The organism is Paenibacillus sp. UMB4589-SE434 (genome assembly GCF_030226685.1).
Classification (GTDB): Bacteria; Bacillota; Bacilli; order Paenibacillales; family Paenibacillaceae; genus Paenibacillus_B.
In genome coordinates, this window is sequence record NZ_JASOYK010000001.1 from 1988630 (window position 1) to 2011097 (window position 22468).

The following is a 22468-nucleotide window of genomic DNA, read 5'->3' on the forward strand; positions in this document are numbered from 1 at the left end:
ACTACTCCTTGCCTTGACGCTGAATTTCATATACACTGTCCGCTATCGACGTAAACAGAATACCGTTCAGATGGTCAATTTCATGTTGGAATGCTCGTGCCAGGAAGTCTTCTGCAATCATTTCGAACACTTCACCGTTGCGATCCAAGCCCTTTACTTTAATCTTCTGGTGACGTCGCACATCACCGTTTAAACCGGGAATACTCAGACATCCTTCTGGACCGAGTTGTTCCCCTTCCATCTCAATCAGCTCTGGATTTACCATTTCAATAAGTCCGTTATCGTCTCCGACATCCACAACGATCACGCGCTTTAATACGCCGATTTGCGGAGCAGCCAGCCCCACACCTTCCGCATCGTACATCGTATCTGCCATATCGTCGAGAAGCTTGTGCAGATTTGCGTTAAATTTGGTTACTTCTTTAGCCACTTCATGGAGAACCGGATCCGGTTCGTGTACAATAATACGAATTGCCATGTTAAAGCACCGTCCTTTTAATGATCTATTTACGTTATACCCCTATCTATATGGGCATATATGAGCAGTTATCATTGAATAACCCCAGTTTACATTACCCGTGTGGATAACAGGCGATCAACCTTAGACTTTAAATCTAGGTTTAAATCAAATTTAAATCAAATATAGCATAATTCAATAACTCCACGCTCATTACATCATCATCTGCGGATCTATGTCCACGCTAAACAAGACTCCTTGCTCACGCGACATGGGTTCAAGCGTTACAAGCACTTCGGCCATTAAAGCCGACAAATCGATGTCTCCCTTGCATTTGACAGTACATTGGAACCTGTATTTGTTCTTAATGCGCGGTATTGGAGACGCGACTGGACCAAATACGTCAACAGCTTTTGCTGTAGTGTGCAGCGGCTTCAGCCACCCTTGACGTTCCGCTAGCTCCTTGATTCGAATCGCCGCGTTCTCTGCAGCTCTAACTAGCAGCGGGAGCTGTTCATGTGTCATCGTGAGCAGCGCGAGACGACAAAATGGCGGCACGAGCTGAGTCCGGCGATGACGAAGCTCATCAGATGCAAAGCCGCTGTAATCATGCTGCGACGCATGGATGATCGAATAGTGCTCAGGCGCATACGTCTGTACGACAACCTCACCTGGAAGATGATGCCTGCCTGCACGACCAGCAACTTGCGTAAGCAGTTGGAATGTCTTCTCAGCCGCTCTAAAGTCCGGCATATGCAATGCAGAATCAGCCGCAATGACACCTACAAGCGTGACGTAAGGAAAATCTAATCCTTTAGCAACCATCTGCGTACCAAGCAGTACATCAGCACGCCGTTCACGGAACTGCTGCAGCATCCGCTCATGCGATCCCTTCTCAGTTGTCGTATCCACATCCATACGAATGACTCGAATACCTGGGAAACGACGCGCCAACTGTTCTTCTACCCGCTGTGTACCGGTTCCAAAGAAGCGGATATGCTCACTTTCGCAGGATGGGCAAACGGAAGGCGCTCGCTCTGTATAACCACAATAATGGCAGCGCATGTGCTCTGTCTTCATATGATAGGTCAGAGAGATGTCACATTCTGGACATTGGGCTACGTACCCACACGTTCGGCACATTACAAATGTAGAGTAACCCCGCCGATTCAAGAGCAACACAGTCTGCTCTTCTCGCTCCAATCTTGCTTCCAACGCCGCTTCTAACTGCTGGCTGAACATGGAACGGTTGCCCACTTTAAGCTGCTCGCGCATATCAACTATTGTGACGGGAGGCAGTTCCCTCCCCTCTACACGAGTAGGCATCGCAAGTGGTGCAAGCTTCCATCTTGGTCGTTCTAACCCTTGCGGAATGTCATCATATCGATCCATCTTCGCAGCATAATAGGATTCCATGGAAGGCGTAGCTGAACCAAGCACCACCACAGCATCGTGTAATCTGGCACGCTCAATTGCTACATCACGAGCATGATACTTTGGCGTTTCTTCCTGCTTGTAAGAGGTTTCGTGTTCCTCATCAATAATAATAAGACCTATATGTCGAAAAGGAGCAAATACAGCTGATCGTGCGCCAATCGCTACCTGTACTCGACCTTCTCTAATCTTGCGCCATTCATCATACCGCTCTCCCTGAGAGAGACGACTGTGCATAACGGCTACCCTTGAGCCGAATCTGCCCTTAAACCGCTCTACCATCTGAGGAGTCAACGATATTTCAGGTACAAGCACGATCGCCTCTTTACCGGCTTTTAGACTCCGTTCAATCGCTTGTAAATATACTTCCGTCTTCCCGCTCCCGGTAACACCGTGCAGCAAGAAAGAACGGGCTTTGCCTTCCTCCAGCGCCAGTGCCAACTGATTGAACACGGATTGTTGCTCTTCCATCAATGGCAAAGGATCTGACGGCTTAAATCTTCGATCTGCGTAAGGGTCTCGCAGTACCTCAACTTCATCTATTGCGACAATACCTTTGTCAGCAAGTGCTTTAACGGCCGCAGCGTTTAAGTCTTTAAGCGGCATTTCTCCATCCATCAACAGCAGCGCTTCCATGGTCTCTCGCTGCCGCTTAGCTTTTAGCGACGCCAGAAATGATTCCGCTTCAATAGACGACACTTGAAGCATTACTCGCTTTAGTTTCTTGACTCCGATGCGATCTTTAATACGTTCCGTCTCGACTAACCATCCGGCAAGTAACGAAGCCTTGATCGCTCTTGCCGCATAGGGATAGGCCTGCAATAGTTTATCTGTAACTACAGGTTCGTGTTCCTTTACATAATGAAGAAGCCTTCTTACAGTCGGCTCGTCTAGCATCGACTGCGAAAGCCACCCGATTAGCGTCTGGTCTCCAACACCATGCTGGTCCCCAGCATCTCGGATCCCCATTGATTCTTCGCTGATTATCGATTCATTAGGCCCTTCATCTTCCCAATCCATCAATTGAGATCTGGTTGAGGACAGGTAAGCCCGCGCTTCTTCTCCAAGACGAAGCGCTTTTTCACTCTTCCCTTTTAAAGCACTAGGAATCATAACTTGTAGTGCTGCCGTATGTGTACACACATATCGATGGCTCATCCATTCCGCCAGCATGACTAAGTCCGCAGGTAATGGCGGGACTAGATCAAGTACTTGCTGAACAGCCTTTAACCGGGCAGAAGGAATATCCGAGCCCACTGTCAGCCCAATCACAAAACCCTGCACAGTTCTTGGCCCGAAAGGAACGCCTACACGGCTGCCCACTTCTAACCAAGGGCGCATCGATTCAGGAACGCTATAATCAAACGGACGATTCGTCTGCTTGCTGGGAATATCAACAATGACACGCGCAATCCAAGTTACTTCATCCGCCTCGTCTTTAACTTCCGCAGCTTGATCGAAGTCCTGCTTGAATAAGAGTTCATCATTCAATCGCATGCACCTCTTGTACGATGCGTTCCACAGCCAGTTCCATTATGCGATGGGCGATTGCTGACTTTGAGGTCAACGCAATAGACTCTACAAGGCCATTACGATCATATATTTGTACTTCATTATTGTCTGTTCCAAAGCCTGCATCATCGCGAGACACGTCATTGGCTACAATAAGATCACAATTCTTGCGATGCAGCTTATCCATTGCATATCGCTGTACATCATTCGTCTCGGCGGCGAACCCGATTAACACTTGCTGCTGTTTCTGTTCGCCAAGCGTTGCCAATATATCCGGATTGCGCTCTAATTCCAGCATCAACTTGTCAGCTGTTTTCTTCATTTTCCTATCTGCACGTACGACAGGTTTATAGTCCGCTACTGCTGCAGCCTTCACGACAACATCAGCAGTCGGGAATAGATCCAAGACAGCATCATACATATCTTGTGTAGATTCTACTCGGACCAGGTGTACCCCCTCAGGAGGTGTGACCTGTGTCTGTCCCGCAATCAGAGTAACTTCAGCCCCCATGTCGCGTGCAGCCGCTGCTACAGCAAAGCCCATCTTACCCGATGAATCGTTCGTAATATAACGCACAGGATCGATTCGTTCGATAGTACCGCCCGCAGTAACGATAACTGAGCGGCCCGTTAATGACTTCTGTTGTTCTTGCTGTGTGCTATCAACATTTATGTGCTTTTCGCTGCTAGAAAAAAAATGTTCCACTTGTTCAACGATGTATTCCGGCTCCGCCAAGCGACCTTTACCTACATATCCGCAGGCAAGCAGTCCTTCGCCAGGCTCCACCATAAATACGCCTCGCTCACGCAGCGTATTCAAGTTCTGCTGGACAGCCGGATGTGCATACATATGAACATTCATTGCCGGGGCAACCATAATCGGCGCGGTTGTCGCCAGTAAAGATGTAGATAACATATCGTCAGCTAGACCATAAGTCATCTTTGCGATAATGTTGGCGGTTGCTGGGGCAATCAGAAACAGATCCGCACTATCGGCCAAATTGATGTGCGACACAACTGATGGATCACGTTCATCAAAGGTGTCCGTGTACACCGGCTGACGCGACAATGTCTGCAGCGTCAGCTCGGATATGAACTGAGTAGCGCTCTTTGTCATGATAACATGGACTGCAGCTCCCGCTTGAGTCAGCTTGCTGCAAAGCGCTGCCGCTTTATAGGCCGCAATCCCTCCGGTTATGCCCAGCACAATCGTCTTCCCGTGCAACATAAGCTCCCGCCTTTCGTGATCTAAATCTCTTCAAGCTGTACACCAATACTCGATAAATCACTATTAGTTGTATATATCACTAGTTGCATAAACCACTGTCTGCAAATGCAACAGTTATTTATAAACTCGACACTCTATAAGCCAACCTGGTTAAAGAACAATCGTCCATATGAAAAAAATAACAACCTTGCGGTTGTTTAATGTTCTCCATCATAAGTGCCGTAGGAACAGCACATGTATAACAAGGCATCCTGCACTGCTATGTAACAAGCCGATTAAGCGTTAATGGTGCCTTGACGTTCATTGAACCATTTCTGGGCAATAAGCCTGTCCTATTGTACCATGCCATCATACATGCGAGAGCATCGCCTACTGAATCTCCCGCAGGTGATTCAATACGCGATGCTCCTGCAGCTTTATTGCTGTTGCGGGTCCTGCTCGATACGAATAAATTCATCGTAAATTTCTTCGAGCGCCATCCCTACATATTTGTGAGATTTCGGCTGCAACAACTCCGAACGCTCCCCTTCACGAAGCTGACGTGCACGACGAGAAGCTGCAACAACCAAAGAATACTTGCTGTCGGCTTTTCTTACCAATTCATCGATAGATGGATATAACATAGTTCCGCACCCCTTTTGGCAAATTCAAACCGTGAGAAGGCACACTTGAAAAGTGCGCCTTCCTAAAGTCTACGCGGTAGACTTAAATTTTACAATGTTCGGCTATAATAATACTTTCTATACGTTTGCAAGCCATGTCGATCTCATCGTTAACGACAGCATAATCATAATGCTCCATTAACGCGATCTCTTCAATCGCTACATTCATACGATGGTCGATAACCGTTTCATTTTCCGTACCACGACCAATAATTCGATCCTTAAGCTCGTCCAGCGACGGTGGCAAGAGGAAAATAAAAATACCGTCCGGAAACTTCTCCTTGACCTTCAGTGCGCCCTGCACTTCAATCTCAAGAATAATATCTTTACCTTGCTCCAATGTCGTGTCGACGAAGTCACGTGGTGTTCCGTAATAGTTACCGACGTATTCTGCGTACTCCAGAAGAGCATCCTCTTCGATCATACGGAGGAAGTGATCACGTGACTTAAAGAAATAATTCACGCCATCTACTTCGCCAAGACGAGGCTGGCGAGTTGTAGCGGACACCGAATACGTCAGATTCGATGTCTTCTTCAGCAATGCTTTACATACCGTCCCTTTTCCAACACCGGATGGACCGGACAGCACAATCAATAAACCCTTCTTCATGTTCTTCTCCATTTTATTCGTCGTTGTCGTCATCCTTCGTTGATAAGCGATGAGCCACCGTCTCCGGTTGAACCGCCGATAAAATGACATGGTCGCTGTCCGTAATGATAACCGCGCGCGTACGTCGTCCGTAAGTCGCGTCGATCAGCATATGACGGTCACGTGCTTCTTGGATAATACGCTTGATCGGAGCCGATTCCGGACTCACAATCGAAATAATGCGGTTGGCAGATACGATGTTACCAAAACCGATATTAATCAGCTTAATTGCCATTCCTGGTCCTCCCTCTAATTCGACGCTCCATGTTACTCCATGTTCGCTACTTGCTCGCGAATCTTCTCTAACTCTGCCTTCATCTCTACTACCCGATTGACCAGTTCCAGATGATTCGCCTTTGAACCTATCGTGTTCGTTTCGCGATTCATCTCCTGTATCAGGAAATCAAGTTTCCGTCCAATCGGTTCGTTGCTGGAGAGCAGTTGGTTGAATTGCTGTAAATGACTCTTCAGCCTGGTTAGTTCTTCATCGACGTTGGAGCGCTCCGCAAAAATCGCGACCTCCATACCGTACTTCGCATCATCAAACGTAAGATGCTGATCCGCCAACTGCTCGAGTCTCTGCTTCAGCTTCGCCCGATAATCTGTTACTACTACCGGCGCCCATTCTACTAGTTCAGTATGAATGGCTTCAAGACGGGCCAGTCTTTCCTTGGTATCCTGCTCCAAGTGACTGCCTTCTATTGCACGCATCCGACATAGACCTTCCAATGCTTCGCTTAATCCGTCCTCCAAGCAAGCTTGCAGCTGTTCATCAGACCAAGTCGTCACTTCACGAACCGTCATCACATCCGGTAGACGGAGCAATTCATTCACATCTACATGACCAGACATGCCGTACTTCTGACGAAGCTGCTCAGCTGCTTGCATGTATGCATCAACAACTTGCATGTTGATTTCAACCGAACTTGTGGATTCGCCTGCACGCTCTTTGTTAATAAAGACATCTACACGACCGCGAACGATTCGCTGCTGCACCATACGACGCAGCCGATCTTCATAACAAGTCCATTCCCGCGGCATTCGAACCACGATCTCGCTGTATCGATGATTTACGGATTTCATTTCCATACTAATCTTATATCCACCGATTTCTTGGGTGGACTGACCATATCCGGTCATACTGAAAACCATCGGAACCACATCCATTATTCTATTCTAATTCATTATGTTAGTCGAAACAAGGGGTCGGCCGGGCGTTCCGCTTTTTCCCATACATAGGATGTTAATTCTACTGTCATCTCATAGAACATAAAAGGAGTAATCAAATAAATCCCATTAAAATGTTTCATGGCTTCGTCGAGCAGTTCTTTGGCAATCTCAACTCCGACCTTTCGCCCAGCCGCACCCTCTAGCCCAGCCATGCGGGCACGAACCTCATTCGATAACGTAATGCCTGGCACCTCGTTGTGAAGATACTCTGCATTCCTTCCACTTGCAAGCGGCATAATCCCAATAAAGATCGGAATATTCAAGTGACGCGTAAGCTCGCCAATTCGAGCGATCAGTTCAACGTCATACACAGGTTGGGTCATAATATAATCTGCCCCGGCTTCAATTTTGCGTTCGAGACGGTCAACCGCTTTCTCCAAATACTTCACGTTGGGGTTAAATGCAGCTCCAACAACAAAGTTAGCGCGCTGCTTGAGCGGCTTGCCTGAGAACGCTACCCCAGCGTTTAGCTGTTTAATCATTCTTATTATCTCAAATGAAGTTAGATCGTACACCGAACTCGAGTCAGGCAAATCTCCAAAGCGCGCAGGATCTCCGGTGACGGCAAGCACATGATCAATATCAAGCGCATCCAATCCCATCATATGTGATTGTGTACCGATCAAGTTGCGGTCACGACATGCGATATGAATTAAAGGTCGAATCTGCGCTTCCTTCTGAATTAAATGGCCAAGCGCCAGATTGCTCATTCGAGTCACTGCAAGTGAGTTGTCTGCCAACGTAACAGCATCCGCACCCGCAAGCTTTAGCGCATGCGCGCCTTTCATAAACTTGGCGGTATCCAGATCACGTGGCGGGTCAAGCTCGACAATAACGGTATGACGCTTCGCGACCAGATCCACAATACTGTCTTCGCGCTGTGCGCCATCATTACGATCTTGGGTGGACACAGTCCCGCTGACTTCCAGCGCAGATCCACTTTCTATGGTCGTCTCGTCCTCTACCATTAGGCTTATATCAGGAAGCTCTTCAGCCTTCACCTGACTTAGCGCATCAGCGATAGCTCGAATATGATTAGGAGTAGTACCGCAGCAGCCGCCAATAATACGGGCACCTTGCTTAGCAAACTCCACCGCGCTTTGCGCCATGTACTCTGCGGAAGCGACAAAGTTATAGCGACCGTCTACATAATCCGGAAGACCTGCATTCGGGAAAGAAGACATTGGCAGGCCGACACGTCCATTCACCGCTTCGAATGCACGTAATATACCGTTAGGTCCCATACGGCAGTTCAGGCCGACAATGTCCGCCCCGTCTTCACGCAGTACACGGAACGCCTCTGCGAGCGTAAATCCATCCTTGGTACGATAAGATTCTTCTACTGCGAATTGACAAACTGTCGGAACTTGCGCGTCCAAGCGACGTGTAATTTGTAATGCCAATCTCATTTCTTCCAGGTCATAGAAGGTCTCAAACATAATACCATCCACGCCTTCTTCCAGCATGGCTGAGATTTGCTCCTCGTAATCTCGCGCTACAAGTGAGGTGTGAATATTTTCTCGCTTACCCGCACGAATGGAGCCGAGAGCACCGACTACATAGGCTTTACCTTGAGCCGCTTCACGCGCCAAGCGAACGCCTGCTCTATTAATATCTTTGACTTTAGATTCCAGTCCATGCTTATACAATTTTTCTCGGTTCGCTGTAAAGGTATTGGTCTCTAATAGCTGCGCCCCTGCCTCTACATACTCGCGATGAATGTTACGGATAACGTCAGCTTCCGTAATGTTAAGCGCTTCATAAGAAATCCCGACCGGGTAACCAAAATGATATAGATACGTTCCCATAGCACCGTCACCAACTACAATACCCTGCTGCACAGCTTGTCTTAAGTCCTTCAGTTTCCCTATCATATGAGCCACCCCACTCCACACTATTGGATACCTGTTTATTTATGAACAAAAGACGCCCCGAGCGGGGCGTCACGCTTCTCATGCAACATCAGACAACTAGAACTGGAATCCATGATTCAACCTTCTAGCTGCTTGACTTCTTTCCATTATACCGCTTTATTCCCAAAAATGCGTTAAAAAAAGCCTAGTATTCATCTATTTTTTTAAAGATTTCCTTTTACCCATTGACCTGTAAATACAATTTCAGCAGGTCCAGTCATATAGACATGATTATCCTGCTCATTCCATTCGATAAACAAATCTCCGCCAGCTAGCGATATCGTGGCTTCACGCTCGGTTTTGCCGTTCAGTACGCTTGCTACAAGTGTCGCACAAGCGCCTGTTCCACAAGCAAGTGTTGGTCCCGCACCACGTTCCCACACCCGCATATCCACAAAGTCACGACGCTGAACGGAAGCAAATTCAACGTTGATCTTGCGCGGGAATAGTGGATGCCGTTCCAATACAGGCCCCCACTGCTGAACATCAAAAGTAGTGGCATCCTCTACGTAGATCACACAATGGGGATTGCCCATCGACACCGCTGTAAAATGAAACGTATGACCAGCCACTTCAACCGGCATGTTCACCACTGGCTTAGCATCGATTGTAGTGGGTATTTGGAGGCCATCCAAAATCGGTGAACCCATATCGACTCGTACAGATTGCACGATCCCGTTATCTGTATTGAGCTGAACCCGCTGTACACCTGCGCCGATTGTCTCAATTGTTAGCTCGTCTGATGTTACATATCCGCGATCTGCTACGTATTTGGCTACACAACGAATCGCATTGCCGCACTGTTCAGCTTCTGTACCGTCAGAATTAATGATTCGCATCTTAAAGTCGGCACGCTCAGATGGAAGAATATATACGAGACCATCAGCACCAATACCGAAGAATCGGTTGCAAGTCTCTATCGCAAGCTGCGATACTTGATCAGGCAGCGCTTGTTCGCCATGTACCACGATAAAGTCATTTCCAAGACCGTTCATCTTCGTAAACTGCATCGACTGTCACTCCTTCTACTTCGCCGCAAATCGTCAATGTGTCTCCCCTTACTTAAAGCAGAAGAGATTAATCTCCCCTATTCACATCAGATAACTAGATATGCAACTTATAAAGTAAGGATACCGTAAAAGGACAAAAATGTATATTGATGAACTGAAAAAATGTTTGCACTTTATCACGTAAAAATGAACAGACCAACGAACACCTAAGCAGCACGGCGGCGCGGTGGATAAGTCGCCTTTCTCCGTCTATTGGTCGACTTCTTGCCAGACATTACAGAGCCGATGCCAAGCAAGAAAGTTGGAATTCCAGCCATTACAAATGTGATGGCCCAATCACGCAAGCCTAGCGGAACGGTTTTAAATATAGGCTGAAGCTGCTCAATGTACAATACGCCCAGCAAAAGCAGCACGGATGAGAGGACAGCCAGCACCAAATATTTATTCTGGAACAAATTACGATGGAAGATAGAACGTGAGCTGCGGCAATCAAACACATGAATAAGCTGAGCCATGACCAGCGTCGCAAAAGCAACCGTCTGCGCCTTCATCAACTGCTCAGCGCTATCTGGATTGGCTTTAAGCGTCATCCAGAAAGCTGCCAGCGTACAGACACCGATCAGCAAGCCGCGGCTAATAATCTTCCAGCCAAGCCGTCTTGCAAATATGTTTTCCTTTGCAGAACGCGGTCGATGCTCCATCAAGTCTTTCTCTGCTTGATCTACACCAAGTGCCATTGCCGGCAAACCATCCGTCACTAGGTTAACCCACAATATTTGAATCGGAATGAGCGGCAGCGGCAGTCCTAGCATCATCGCAAAGAACATCACTAATATTTCACCAACGTTGGACGCGAGCAAATAACGGATAAACTTGCGAATATTTTCGTAGATTCCTCTACCTTCTTCAATCGCAGAGACAATTGTCGCAAAATTATCATCACTTAAAATAAGGGAGGAAGCCTCCTTTGTCACATCGGTGCCGGTTATCCCCATTGCAATGCCGATATCTGCCGCTTTAATAGCAGGTGCGTCATTGACACCGTCCCCCGTCATCGCTACGACATGTCCTTGTCGCTGCAGCGACTTCACAATACGCAGCTTATGCTCCGGTGATACACGCGCGTACACATAAATCTGATCGACAACTTTGTCCAGGTCGTCATCTGTCATATGGGCTAACTGCGCACCATTTACTGCGATACCCCCCTTCGGCATAATGCCTAGCTGACCTGCGATAGCCTCGGCAGTCAATTGATGATCCCCAGTGATCATCACCGTTTTAATACCTGCCCTACGGCATTGGCTGATCGCATCACGCACTTCGCGCCGCGGTGGATCCATCATACCGGCCAACCCAACAAAAATAAGTTGAGATTCTACAGCATTCTCGTTGTCAACCTGTTCACTCGGCTTTAACTCACGATAAGCTGTGCCAAGCACACGCAGTGCTTGCTTCGCCATCTGCTCATTAGCAGCCTGAGCTTTCTGCTTGAGACTGCCTGTAAAGGGAACCACTTTACCATCCCATAATACATACGCGCACCGATCCATTAGTACGTCTGGCGCGCCTTTTGTGAACAGTATGCTGCCACCCTGATGCTCAACAACTACAGACATACGTTTCCGTTCCGAATCAAACGGAAGCTCCTGTACGCGCTGATAGGCGCTGCCAATTGAAGACGCCGTCACGCCCAGCTTGGCCGCCATAACAAGCAGAGCTCCTTCTGTGGGATCTCCCTTAATGCCCCACACAGGCTGAACATCATCTCGTCCCTTTCGTTTCGCGCCTTTACCCGACTTCTCCATTTCCGCTTCCTCTGGATAAACCTCATCAAGCACCGCATTGTTACATAACGCACTAATTTGCAGCAGGCGACGAAGCTGCTGGTCATTTTTCAAGTCCAACGGTTGGCCTTGTTCCGAAATATGACCGATTGGCTCATACCCCTCACCGCTCACCTCAAGCGTTCGGCCGCCAAGCCACAAATTGGTGACCGTCATCTTGTTTTGCGTCAGTGTTCCTGTCTTGTCAGAACAAATGACAGATGCGCAACCCAATGTCTCAACAGATGGCAATTTGCGCACAATCGCTTTACGCTTGATCATCCGCTGCACCCCAAGAGCCAGTGCAATGGTTACAATGGCAGGCAAACCTTCAGGAATGGCTGCAACCGCAAGACTTACGCCAGCCAAAAACATGCCAAGAGCTGGTTGACCATGCATAATACCTGCCACAACAACCATAATGGTTAGTACCAAAGCTACGATAATCAAAATTTTACCCAATTGTTCCAAACGGTGCTGCAGCGGTGTCTCCATCGACTCCGTGCTCTCGATCAAATGCGCAATCTTGCCCATCTCCGTGTCCATGCCTGTCCGTACAACGATCCCTCTGGCCGTGCCGCGGGACATCATCGTACCCATAAAGCCGATATTTTTCATATCACCCAGTGGAATATCATCCCGATTGATGGCCTCAAAATGCTTATTAACTGGCACAGATTCACCTGTTAAAGCCGATTCCTCGACATAACAACTATTCGTTTCCAACCAACGAATATCAGCAGGCACACGATCTCCACTCTCCAACACGACTATATCCCCAGGTACAAGCTCTCTTGCTGGAAGATGCTGTAGTTGACCAGAGCGAATCACTTTGGCTATCGGGGCTGATAACTGCTTCAGTGCACGAAGCGAGCGCTCCGCTCGGAACTCCTGGACGAAGCCAAGCACCCCGTTCAAAATGATAATGGCGATAATCGTCACTGCATCCAGATATTCGCCAAGCATACCGGATACAAGTGTCGCCCCCGCCAGGACAAGTACCATAAAATCTTTAAACTGATTCAAAAATAAAGCCAAGGGGGATATTCGCTTACCTTCCGACAGTTCGTTAGCTCCATAGCGGTCTTGACGTTGTGCGGCTTCTTCTTCTGTGATTCCTTGGTCTGCGTGGACGCCCAGCGTATCCAGCAGTTGTGTACACGTCAGCCGGTGCCACTTGATTTGTTCCATGTTCCGTTCCCCTTTCTACCCAATTGTGCTGCACCGATGATTTCGTGTGAATCCAATATTCTTGAACAGCGTAGTAACCCGTGAGGAACCATTCAAGTGCTCATACGGACAGCCTTTAGATTAAAGTTATTCGGACGAGACTAAAAATATCCCAATCTAAAAACGTACTCTTAAGTTTTGCTTGAAAGTATGGCATCATAGGGAGATAAGAACGCAACAGGAATAGGAGAAACCAATATGTCATTAGACGGTATTGTTACCCGTGCGCTTGCACATGAGCTTGAGCAAACGGTGAGCGCCCGCATCCATAAAATTCACCAACCATCACCACACGACGTTATTTTCCATGTGCGGTTTGGAGGAGCTAATCACAAGCTGCTTATATCAGCCAATCCTACTTATCCGCGTGTTCATTTTACAGAGCAGACGTTCTCCAATCCTGCAGAACCGCCGATGTTCTGTATGTTGATGCGTAAATACTGTGAAGGCGGATTCGTTGAACGAGTGGAACAGGTAGGCATGGAACGAATCATTCATATGTACATTAGGCAGCGGGACGAGTTGGGGGACGAGTCTGTCAAGAAGCTGATTATTGAGCTTACTGGACGTCACAGCAACATCATTCTGATTGACCCCGCAACCAATCAGATTATTGATGGCATCCACCATGTTACACCTTCAATCAGCAGTTACCGGATTGTCATGCCCGGATTTGGTTATGTTGAGCCGCCTGAACAGCAAAAAGCGAATCCTTTAGAGGTTGACTTCGAAACGTTTGAGGAATTGTGGCAGCAAACAGATGGAGAAGCACACGGGGAGGCTGACACCTCCACTCATATAGGAGATGGTCCTAATCAGCTTGCCAAATGGCTTGTTCAGCACATGTCCGGTATTAGTCCGCGCATCGCAAACGAGTGGCAGTATCGCGCGGAGCAAGGAATGGCAGAGTCACGCTTGACTCGTTCATGGAATGCGTTTCACGCGTTAATGGAATCCGTCCGGCTTCACCAATACGTTCCTACCATCTTGGAAGATGAAGCGGAAAAAGTATACTTTTCAGCGCTGCCAATCACACACATACAAGGTAAATCAACTCAATATGAAGCGATGAGCACTTGTATGGAAGCCTTTTATGGCGAGAAAGCCATCAGAGATATGGTCAAGCAGCGTGTAGGAGACCTAACCCGCTTTCTGCAGCAAGAACGAGTCAAGAACGAGAAGAAGCTGAAAAAGCTGCAAGAGACGTTGGATGAAGCGCAGGATGCGGATAAATATAGAATTATGGGTGAGCTTCTGTTTGCTTCTCTTCATCAGCTTAAACGGGGCGACAGCACTGTTGAGCTTGTCAATTATTATGATGAGAACGGCGGAACGATGCATATTACCCTTGACCCGCTGCTGCATCCTTCAGATAACGCGCAGCGTTATTTCAAGAAATACAATAAAGCCAAGAACAGTATGCAGGTCGTAGAAGAACAGATGGCTGCAGCACGAAAAGAAAACGACTATTATGATATTTTGCTCCAACAGCTGTCTGAAGCAAACGTACAGGATGCGCAAGAGATTAGAGAAGAATTGATTGAACAGGGCCTCGTTCGAGATCGTGATCGCAAATCAAGACGCAAGAAGAAGGACGGGCGACCGACTGTATATTGTTATACTTCTTCTGAAGGCATCCCGCTTTATGTAGGGAAAAACAATAAGCAGAACGAATATGTTACCACGAAGCTGGCCAACGCCAACGACACTTGGCTTCACACCAAGGATATTCCCGGCTCACATGTCGTCATCCGCAGCGAGCAGTTTGGGGATTCCACTTTGGAAGAAGCCGCGCAGCTTGCAGCTTACTTTAGCCAGGCCAAACATTCAAGCCAAGTTCCTGTCGACTATACGCTTGTACGCCATGTACGCAAGCCAAACGGGGCTAAGCCCGGCTTTGTCATCTATGAGCGACAGAAAACGCTCTACATCACACCTGATGCACAAAGAATCGCGAGCATGCCCTTCCAGATGAAGCAAAGCGGCAACGCTTAATTACATGACTAAAGGCCGGCATCCTGCCCTTACAACAGGATACCGGCCTTTTATATACAAGCATTTGTTCCCTCGTGAGGTCCTTAGGTTAGTCGGCGGCGCTCTGCAATCTGATACAGTTCGTTTACCGTATCCATACTCACACGTCGACTGCCTAATTGACCATGAAACACTTTTCCTTGGCGAGCGCCATGAAAATCAGAGCCAGCTGTCATGATGCAGTTGAATCGCTGCGCCAGAGCAGCGTAACGCTGCACGTCCTGCTCGTCATGATCCGAGTGCCATACCTCAATACCATCAGGCTTCATCTCATAAACAATTCGTTCTACAAGCTCATCACTGCCGTACAACACAGGGTGTGCAAGCACAACAGCCCCTCCAGCATCACGAATCCAATCTGCCGCTTCATGCGGTCTAATGCGGGGTGGGTTTACATAAGCAGCACCGCTCGCACCTAAATATTTATCAAATGCTTCTCTCATATCTTGGACGACACCTCTACGAACCAGTGCATCTGCAATATGAGGCCGCCCAACGGTTTCTCCATCAGCAAGCGGCCTGCCAAGCTCGGCCACCACTTCCTCCATCGTGATAGGAATGCCAAGCTCTGTCAATTTGTCTGTCATCATAACATTACGACGATCACGTGTCCTGCGTAAACCGCTCAAACGTTCCAACAATACTGGATCGCGGTCATTAACATAGTAGCCCAGCACATGAATATCCACGCCTGCTTCCACAGTACTGATCTCCACACCTGGAACTAAGTGTATGCCAAGTTTATTCGCCTCTGCCATAGCCTCTGCAATACCTGCTACCGTATCATGATCGGTTACCGCCAATGCTTCTAACCCCGCACGATGAGCCAAACGAACGTTATCACGCGGCAATTCCATTCCATCAGACGCCGTCGTATGAGAATGCAAATCAGCCCCTCCACGTTGGATCGGAAAACCAACTTCTGCACATCCACCTGTAGTCATCTATTCACTCTCCTTCTCTCGGTGCTGCCGCAAGAAATTTAAAAACGACGCTGCCGGCCAAGTCAACACGCCTTCCTTACGGTGAACGACGTAGAACTGCCTCCTAAGCGACAGCCCCTTAACCCGTAACACTTTCACCAATCCCAGCTGGCGTTCGTGTCGGACCGCTGACGGAGACAACATCGTCACACCAAGTCCAGCTTCCACGGCGGATTTAACCGCACCAGTGCTGCCCAACTCCATTGCTACCTGAAGGTTTCTAAGATCCACTCCTTGCTGCTGCAGCGCATCCTCCATCACACTTCTCGTACCAGAGCCCTCCTCACGCAGCACATAGGAACAAGCTAATGCCTCCTGCAAAGTGACTTGTTCTCTTCCTGCCAGGTGGTGGCTGCCAGGTACGATCAGCATCATCTCATCCTCCATGACCGCTTCGACAACCATGTCGATGTCCGTTACAGGAGCTTCCACCAAACCCAAGTCAAGGCGGTGCGCACGGATCCCTTCCATAATCTGCGTTGTATTCATTACTCTCATACTTAGGGACATCTGGGGATGTTCCACCCCGAACCTACCTAACAAATGAGGAAGCACATATTCACCAATGGTTAAACTTGCACCGAGCTGCAGCTTGCCATGAAGTTCTTTCGTAAACGAAACCATTGCCTGCTCTGTCTCCTGTACAAGATCTAAACTGCGGCGGGCATAAGGCAGCAACGTACGCCCCGCATCAGACAACTGCAGCTTCTTTGTAGAGCGGTGGAACAGTTTCGAACCGAAGTAATCCTCCAAGGATTGAATTTGCATCGTAACAGCGGGTTGAGTCATATGTAACACTTGAGCCGCAGCCGAAAAGCTGCCCCGTGACGCTACCGTGTAAAAAATATGCAGTTGATGAAAACTAACCCCCATTACTCCCGCATCCCCTCACTTATATATAGAACTATTATAACATAGCCCTCATACACAGGTCGCACAGGTCACATAACCAGTCATACAAAAAGCCGCATCCTGACTATCAGGATGCGGCATCACTTCATACGTATAACGGGGGGGCATCTACCTACCTGCGCTTCCGCGAATTCTTTACTAAGGTCATCCGTCTGGAATGGCGCAGCCACGAATAATAAGTCTTCAAATCGCGCAGCTCCATCGTTTCTGACATGCGTCCTAAAAAAGTTACCACAACCATCTTCATCATCGGGCAGCCCGTAATGTCGAAGTCGCGATCCGACTCTACCAACTCAGCCACCATAACGATATCTTCATCAATTAAATATACATCTTCCTCATGGCGATAATACGACGTCATACTTTGGTTCTTCAAATACTCCCACATTAACGTTGCAATACTCTCCACATCGGTATCCGATTTCGCAATACGATCGTTCCAGCGTGTCTTTGCATGATTAGTAATAACGATGTCTGCGATCTTCTTGTCACCAAGCCAGACATAAAATGGCTCATATGTGCTCCAACGCTCCATTACCTTGTCTCTCACCGGTACCACTCTCCACCAGATAGGTCTTTTTCTCTATGTATATTTACCCATAATATTACATGATGCGTAAACGATTCTCAAGTTCATACGGGCCATAACTAGCTGTTTTTAGGAAATCTTTAACAAGATGTCGAGGTTATGACAAAAAAGACAACGGTAGTGGAACCATGATAGTGGTCTCACATGCCGTTGCCTTGTGTTCTCTCTGTAACTTAACCTTGTAGGATTATAAATTTACATTCCGTAAAATCTTGTCTTCTCTTCAAACTCGCCGCTATATTCTGTTTTAATTTCATTACGATATGAGCGTTCAATCTTCTTTACGTAATTAAGACGTTTAATATTCTTCATCGTCTCTTCCGCACGTTCAGCATTTACATAAAGAACGGCATACTGCATCTTACGTGACACATAGTGCAGCGAACCGTATTTCTCCAAATTACGAGCCGCCTTTACGTCGCTCACCCAAATGATAAAACCTGTACGATCTGGAAACATGCTGCTTTCCCTCGCTTTCCGATTACATTACGCTTCGCAAGAGAGCGAATATCGATAGACTGCAATGCATTCATTAACAACTTCCGCAACTTCCGCTGCAGCCACTACCACAGCCACCGGTAGACTTAAGCGAGTTGCTTGGTACCTTGATCGTGTCTGATACCGCGGTAGCTATCGTCTTGGACAATTCATATAACATCTCGTCCAATTGCTCCTCCGCTTGTTTATACTGACGCACTTCCTCATATTCGTGCAGTTGACGTTCAACCGCCTTCACGGCAGCCTTCGCCTCATGATAGTCCGGATGATAATGTCCGAAGCGTTCCGTCTCGGAAAATGTCTCTTTCTTGCGAGCAAATTCAAGAACTAATTGCTGCACATCTTGTTGAGTTGCCATGCGCTCTTTCCAATATAAATAAGAAGCCATCTCGGCTGAATCCTTAATCATGTCTCCTAATTCGTACGCTTGGATAAGCAGAGCGGCCATGTCAACAGGTTCATGTTCTTGTGGCATTTGTTATCACGCTCAACTCTCTATTTGCGGTCTATTCATTCCCGCGTACTCGTTCAAGCCACTCTGGCAATAGGATTCGAACGCCTTTCCACTGATCCGGCTGCACCTTCGTCTGATTCGTAGTGCCATCCCGTGAGATTGAAGCTTCCAGCAGCCAGGCTGACTCTGGCAGTTCTTGTACTCGAAATGGAACAATTACTTCCCTTTCGCTGCCGGCGTTACCCGGCTCGACTTCGAGCGGCAGCATCTGTTCGATCGCGGTCTGAACTAATTCTTTCATCGTAGATGCATGGTACGAGCGGACAGCATTCGTCCACATGACTGGCAGGCGATAGAACGGCGATAATACAGCATCTTGTTGTAAAATATCTGTATCCATTTCATAATACTGCAATGAACTTGGACTGTAAACCATCCCTTTTGCATCATAACCTCCAAGTGCTGTCGAAGTCTCATCCTGCAGCACCTCTTCGTTGGAGCTTACACCTATCATTCCCGCGTTTGCTTCCCGGCCAAGAGCCCCCACGTTCCACTCGATCGGCGTTAGGTTCGAACCAAGAACCTCCTGCTGGCCCCAACGTTGCATTGGAGCCATGCCAATCTGCTCCAGCCTGCGGCGAATCCGATCCACCTCTTGGCGCTCAACGATAAAATCTTGCGTGCCAATTGGAGTAAGTACAGTTTGTTCTCCAGTTGCCTCCCAGACCGATCGGAGTGCAGCTGCAGCCTCCTCGTCGGCGCAGCGCAGCAGCACAACTTCGGCAAACTGCACACGGCCGTACTGAGCATGCCAACGCTCCACAGCATCCATTACATTGTGAGGAATTCCTGTAAATGCATAGCTTTCCATAAAAGAAACAACTCTATCTATTGTGTAGCCCCGCTCCACAGCCGCTGTGTATGAATCTCTTGTGAGGCGGAACGTGTGCATTGCATCTGAACTGACGCGCTCAGCCATCATCTCTAACTCCCACCGTACATGTAACGGGCAGTCAGGTGGCACTATAATCTCAAAGTCAGGCTGAATAAACAACCCAGAAAACGATTCAGATTCATTCTTATTCTGTACTGTTGAAGCAGCATATCTGCAACTCAAATAACTTTCTTTCCACCTGTACCACCAGTTACCTTCCACATCTGTGCCAAGATCGCAAAACCCCATCGTGTGTGTCATAAGCAGCCAGCTGCGATATGCTGGCATTTCATCTGCATGCAACCACTTATCATGCGCAAGAACCTGCAAGCTGGCATCAACTTGCCGCCAGTCAGCAGTGTGTCCCATCATCGCAAGCGCTGCAATAGCATGCTTTAATCCACTTTGTCCTGGTATAAAGTGCTCAAAAGCGATCTCAAAAATGGCCGCACGCCATTTAAAGAGCGGCTGTTGAATCCAATATTGGAGCATATCCGGACGAACTGCGTATTGTTGTGCTTCCTTTCGCAGCACCCCAAACCGCAGAGCAATATCTAACGTTACTGCTAATGAAGGCGCAAGAATCGAGGATTGGGGATACTCACATCCACTTGCCATAAGGGCTTCATCTGACATCTCCATGACGTCGAAGAGCCGCTGCATCGTCTTCTTATGCAGCACGCCTTTAGCAGTTATGGGCAATCCTTCCTTCACGGCGTATACAAGCAGGCGGAATACATCTCCTGCAGCTCCTTCTCCAGCTTCAACTCGGTCGCTGCCAGGAAGTGCCTCCAGGTGCAACGGCGTATTCCTGGTTAATGCCAAATCATTACGCCCCTCAATATGAGAGGCGCCTGCCCTGCTCCAATATAGATCAATCATTACGAAATAAACATCACGTGGTATGAAATAGATCCGTTCTCCCCATGATTTGCGCAAAGCTGCTATTAAGCCCAACTGCTGTAAATACGGCAGTGCTGCAAGCAAGTATGCGCCTGCCGCCTCAGCACTATGCCACTGTCCAATCTTATCTTCGTTAAAAGGCAGGGAACCTGCACGCTTGACAATGACTTCGAATTGTCGAAGCAGATCAGGCGGCAGTTTAAGTACAACTTGCCTAATCTCTTCGGCTGAAGCCGCATATTTCCGCCAATACGATTGTGCAGGATGCCCGCCTATTTCAACTGTCCGCGCAAGCAGCTGTGCCGTATTCATGCAGTTGTTCCTCCTTCACAATGTCATATTGATACCCTTGCTCAATCAGAAAGAGCTGACGCTTCATCGCATATTCCTGCTCCTTCGAATGTTCCGATACGAGCGTGTAGAAATAAGCACGCCTGCCGTCTGACTTTGGTCTCAGCAGTCGTCCCAGTCTTTGTGCTTCCTCTTGCCTAGAGCCATAGCTTCCCGACACTTGTATTGCGATCGTGGCATCAGGGAGATCAACAGCAAAGTTGGCCACCTTAGATACAACCAATACATGAATTTCTCCATTTCTGAACTGCTGGTACAAGCGCTGCCGTTCTTCCTGAGGGGTACTTCCAGTTAAAAGCGGCGCTTGTATTCCTGCAGCTATAAGCCTGAGCTGATCCAAATATTGTCCGATAATAAGTGTAGGCAGTTCATTATGGCGTGCAAGCAGTTCTTTGATTACTCGCAACTTGTCTATGTTTTCCCCTGCCAAACGAGCTTTTTCTCTTGACTCCGCGCGTATATACCGTTCATTTAATGGAGCAGACATCGGGACCAGCAGCTCTGCACAGCTAACTTTCGCAATCCAGCCCGCTTCCTCCAACTGACGCCACGGCAGCTCATACCGCTTCGGCCCAATTAATGAAAACACGTCCTGCTCGCATCCATCTTCTCTCACCAGCGTTGCAGTCAAGCCAAGACGTCTCGTCGCTTGTAAATCGGCTGTCGTTCGAAATACGGGCGCAGGCAGCAGGTGGACTTCATCGTAAATGATAAGCCCCCAATTCCGCTCATGAAACAGCCGCATATGGACAAATTCCTCATTTTCCGCATGTCGATAAGTCATCATCTGATAGGTCGCAATGGTAATCGGCCTAACCTCTTTTGATTGGCCCGTATATTCTCCGACCTTATTATCCGCCAGCGTAGTCTTCTCTAGAATTTCGCGTTTCCACTGTTTAACCGATGTCGTATTTGAAGTCAGAATCAGCGTCTCACTTTGCAGTTGTGCCATCGTTCCAATGCCTACAACCGTCTTGCCTGCCCCGCAGGGAAGCACGATAACACCGTCGCCACCCAGCTTATCAACGCCTCCCGTGAACGCTGTTACCGCCTCCTGCTGGTAGTCTCTCAGCTGAAATGCAGCATCGTCTTCCACTGCAGCCGCCAGTGCAAATACAAGCGGCTCTCCATCCTGGTATCCTACCTGGTCTATGACTGGATAGCCGATTCGTGCAAGCTCCTTCTTGATTCGACCCCTGAACTTTGCGGGTACGCTGACAGCACAGGCTCCCAATGTCCCGCTAAATAATGTGCCAATCTCGCTGTCGTGTATAAAGCGAGTCAGCAAGTTCTGATCACTGCAATTGAGACGAAGCGCTTCCGCATTGTCTTCCCCAACAAGAATAAATAATCCATACCGTCCCATCCATAACGCAATTTCTTGCTTCGCACGTGTCGGTATCGGCCAACTAGCATACTGTTCCAACGTATCAGTAATATCTTTTGCACACATCCCCGCAGCAGCAGCGTTCCACAACGTAAGCGGAGTCATCTTAAAAGTGTGTATCCCCGCAGGATGCTTAATCAGTGTCGCGAAGCGCTGCAGCTTCGGGCGAATCTCCGTATAACGCGAACTACTATCATGTACCAGTACAGTTAAGTCTTGTTGAACGACCATTTCAAAAATGGACAAAACTGTCACCTCCTCATCGGGACAAG

The 22468-nt window shown here is 48.1% G+C and carries 18 protein-coding genes; 1 reads left to right on the plus strand and 17 read right to left on the minus strand.

Translation table 11 applies throughout. The features are described 5' to 3' along the window. Position 1: 1 nt before the first annotated feature. The 10 genes from def to QP775_RS08285 all read right to left on the minus strand — a co-directional run bounded on the left by def (position 2) and on the right by QP775_RS08285 (position 13112). Entirely contained in the window at positions 2-478 is a 477-nt protein-coding gene (def, locus tag QP775_RS08240) for a peptide deformylase (protein WP_239328356.1), read from the minus strand. A 192-nt stretch (positions 479-670) separates the two neighbouring features. Then, positions 671-3388, minus strand: a complete 2718-nt coding sequence (gene priA, locus QP775_RS08245) for a primosomal protein N' (protein WP_285105097.1) — start codon at positions 3386-3388, stop codon at positions 671-673. Beyond that, positions 3375-4631: a bifunctional phosphopantothenoylcysteine decarboxylase/phosphopantothenate--cysteine ligase CoaBC gene (gene coaBC, locus QP775_RS08250; RefSeq protein WP_285105100.1), complete on the minus strand. Its 1257-nt coding sequence runs from the start codon at positions 4629-4631 to the stop codon at positions 3375-3377. Before coaBC ends, priA begins: the two co-directional genes overlap by 14 nt. A 416-nt stretch (positions 4632-5047) precedes the next feature. Further along, a complete protein-coding gene (gene rpoZ / locus QP775_RS08255) occupies positions 5048-5254 on the minus strand; it encodes a DNA-directed RNA polymerase subunit omega (protein WP_028545060.1) in 207 nt (68 codons plus the stop codon). 82 nt (positions 5255-5336) lie between these two features. Continuing rightward, a complete protein-coding gene (gmk, locus tag QP775_RS08260) occupies positions 5337-5903 on the minus strand; it encodes a guanylate kinase (RefSeq protein ID WP_239328708.1) in 567 nt (188 codons plus the stop codon). 13 nt (positions 5904-5916) lie between these two features. Continuing rightward, entirely contained in the window at positions 5917-6177 is a 261-nt protein-coding gene (gene remA / locus QP775_RS08265) for an extracellular matrix/biofilm regulator RemA (RefSeq protein ID WP_005548256.1), read from the minus strand. Between the two features lie 32 nt (positions 6178-6209). Then, entirely contained in the window at positions 6210-7094 is an 885-nt protein-coding gene (locus QP775_RS08270; RefSeq protein ID WP_285105103.1) for a YicC/YloC family endoribonuclease, read from the minus strand. A gap of 32 nt (positions 7095-7126) precedes the next feature. After that, on the minus strand, positions 7127-9046 hold the full coding sequence (locus QP775_RS08275) for a bifunctional homocysteine S-methyltransferase/methylenetetrahydrofolate reductase (protein WP_285105106.1): 1920 nt from the start codon (positions 9044-9046) through the stop codon (positions 7127-7129). Between the two features lie 203 nt (positions 9047-9249). Continuing rightward, positions 9250-10095, minus strand: a complete 846-nt coding sequence (dapF, locus tag QP775_RS08280) for a diaminopimelate epimerase (RefSeq protein ID WP_239328360.1) — start codon at positions 10093-10095, stop codon at positions 9250-9252. 206 nt (positions 10096-10301) lie between these two features. After that, positions 10302-13112 (minus strand): calcium-translocating P-type ATPase, SERCA-type, encoded by a 2811-nt coding sequence (locus QP775_RS08285; protein ID WP_285105110.1) that lies wholly within the window; start codon positions 13110-13112, stop codon positions 10302-10304. 237 nt (positions 13113-13349) lie between these two features. Here QP775_RS08285 and QP775_RS08290 point away from each other — a divergent pair, with 237 nt between their 5' ends. Then, on the plus strand, positions 13350-15146 hold the full coding sequence (locus QP775_RS08290) for an Rqc2 family fibronectin-binding protein (protein WP_285105113.1): 1797 nt from the start codon (positions 13350-13352) through the stop codon (positions 15144-15146). An 83-nt stretch (positions 15147-15229) separates the two neighbouring features. Here QP775_RS08290 and QP775_RS08295 read toward each other — a convergent pair whose 3' ends face one another. From QP775_RS08295 to QP775_RS08325, 7 genes are all read right to left on the minus strand, one after another. Continuing rightward, a complete protein-coding gene (locus QP775_RS08295) occupies positions 15230-16129 on the minus strand; it encodes a PHP domain-containing protein (protein ID WP_285105116.1) in 900 nt (299 codons plus the stop codon). Continuing rightward, positions 16130-17041, minus strand: coding sequence for a selenium metabolism-associated LysR family transcriptional regulator (locus QP775_RS08300; protein WP_285105119.1), 912 nt, complete (start codon positions 17039-17041; stop codon positions 16130-16132). It abuts the gene before it with no gap. A 151-nt stretch (positions 17042-17192) separates the two neighbouring features. Continuing rightward, positions 17193-17630, minus strand: a complete 438-nt coding sequence (locus QP775_RS08305; RefSeq protein ID WP_285105122.1) for a hypothetical protein — start codon at positions 17628-17630, stop codon at positions 17193-17195. Positions 17631-17864: 234 nt separating this feature from the next. After that, entirely contained in the window at positions 17865-18128 is a 264-nt protein-coding gene (locus QP775_RS08310) for a YlbG family protein (protein ID WP_028545050.1), read from the minus strand. A gap of 73 nt (positions 18129-18201) precedes the next feature. Continuing rightward, positions 18202-18642 carry a YlbF/YmcA family competence regulator gene (locus QP775_RS08315; protein WP_239328366.1) on the minus strand — a complete coding sequence of 147 codons (441 nt, stop codon included), beginning with the start codon at positions 18640-18642 and terminating at the stop codon, positions 18202-18204. A 31-nt stretch (positions 18643-18673) separates the two neighbouring features. After that, a complete protein-coding gene (locus QP775_RS08320) occupies positions 18674-20770 on the minus strand; it encodes a helicase-associated domain-containing protein (protein WP_285105126.1) in 2097 nt (698 codons plus the stop codon). After that, positions 20736-22427, minus strand: coding sequence for a DNA repair helicase XPB (locus tag QP775_RS08325; protein WP_285105772.1), 1692 nt, complete (start codon positions 22425-22427; stop codon positions 20736-20738). Before QP775_RS08325 ends, QP775_RS08320 begins: the two co-directional genes overlap by 35 nt. Between the last annotated feature and the right edge of the window lie 41 nt (positions 22428-22468).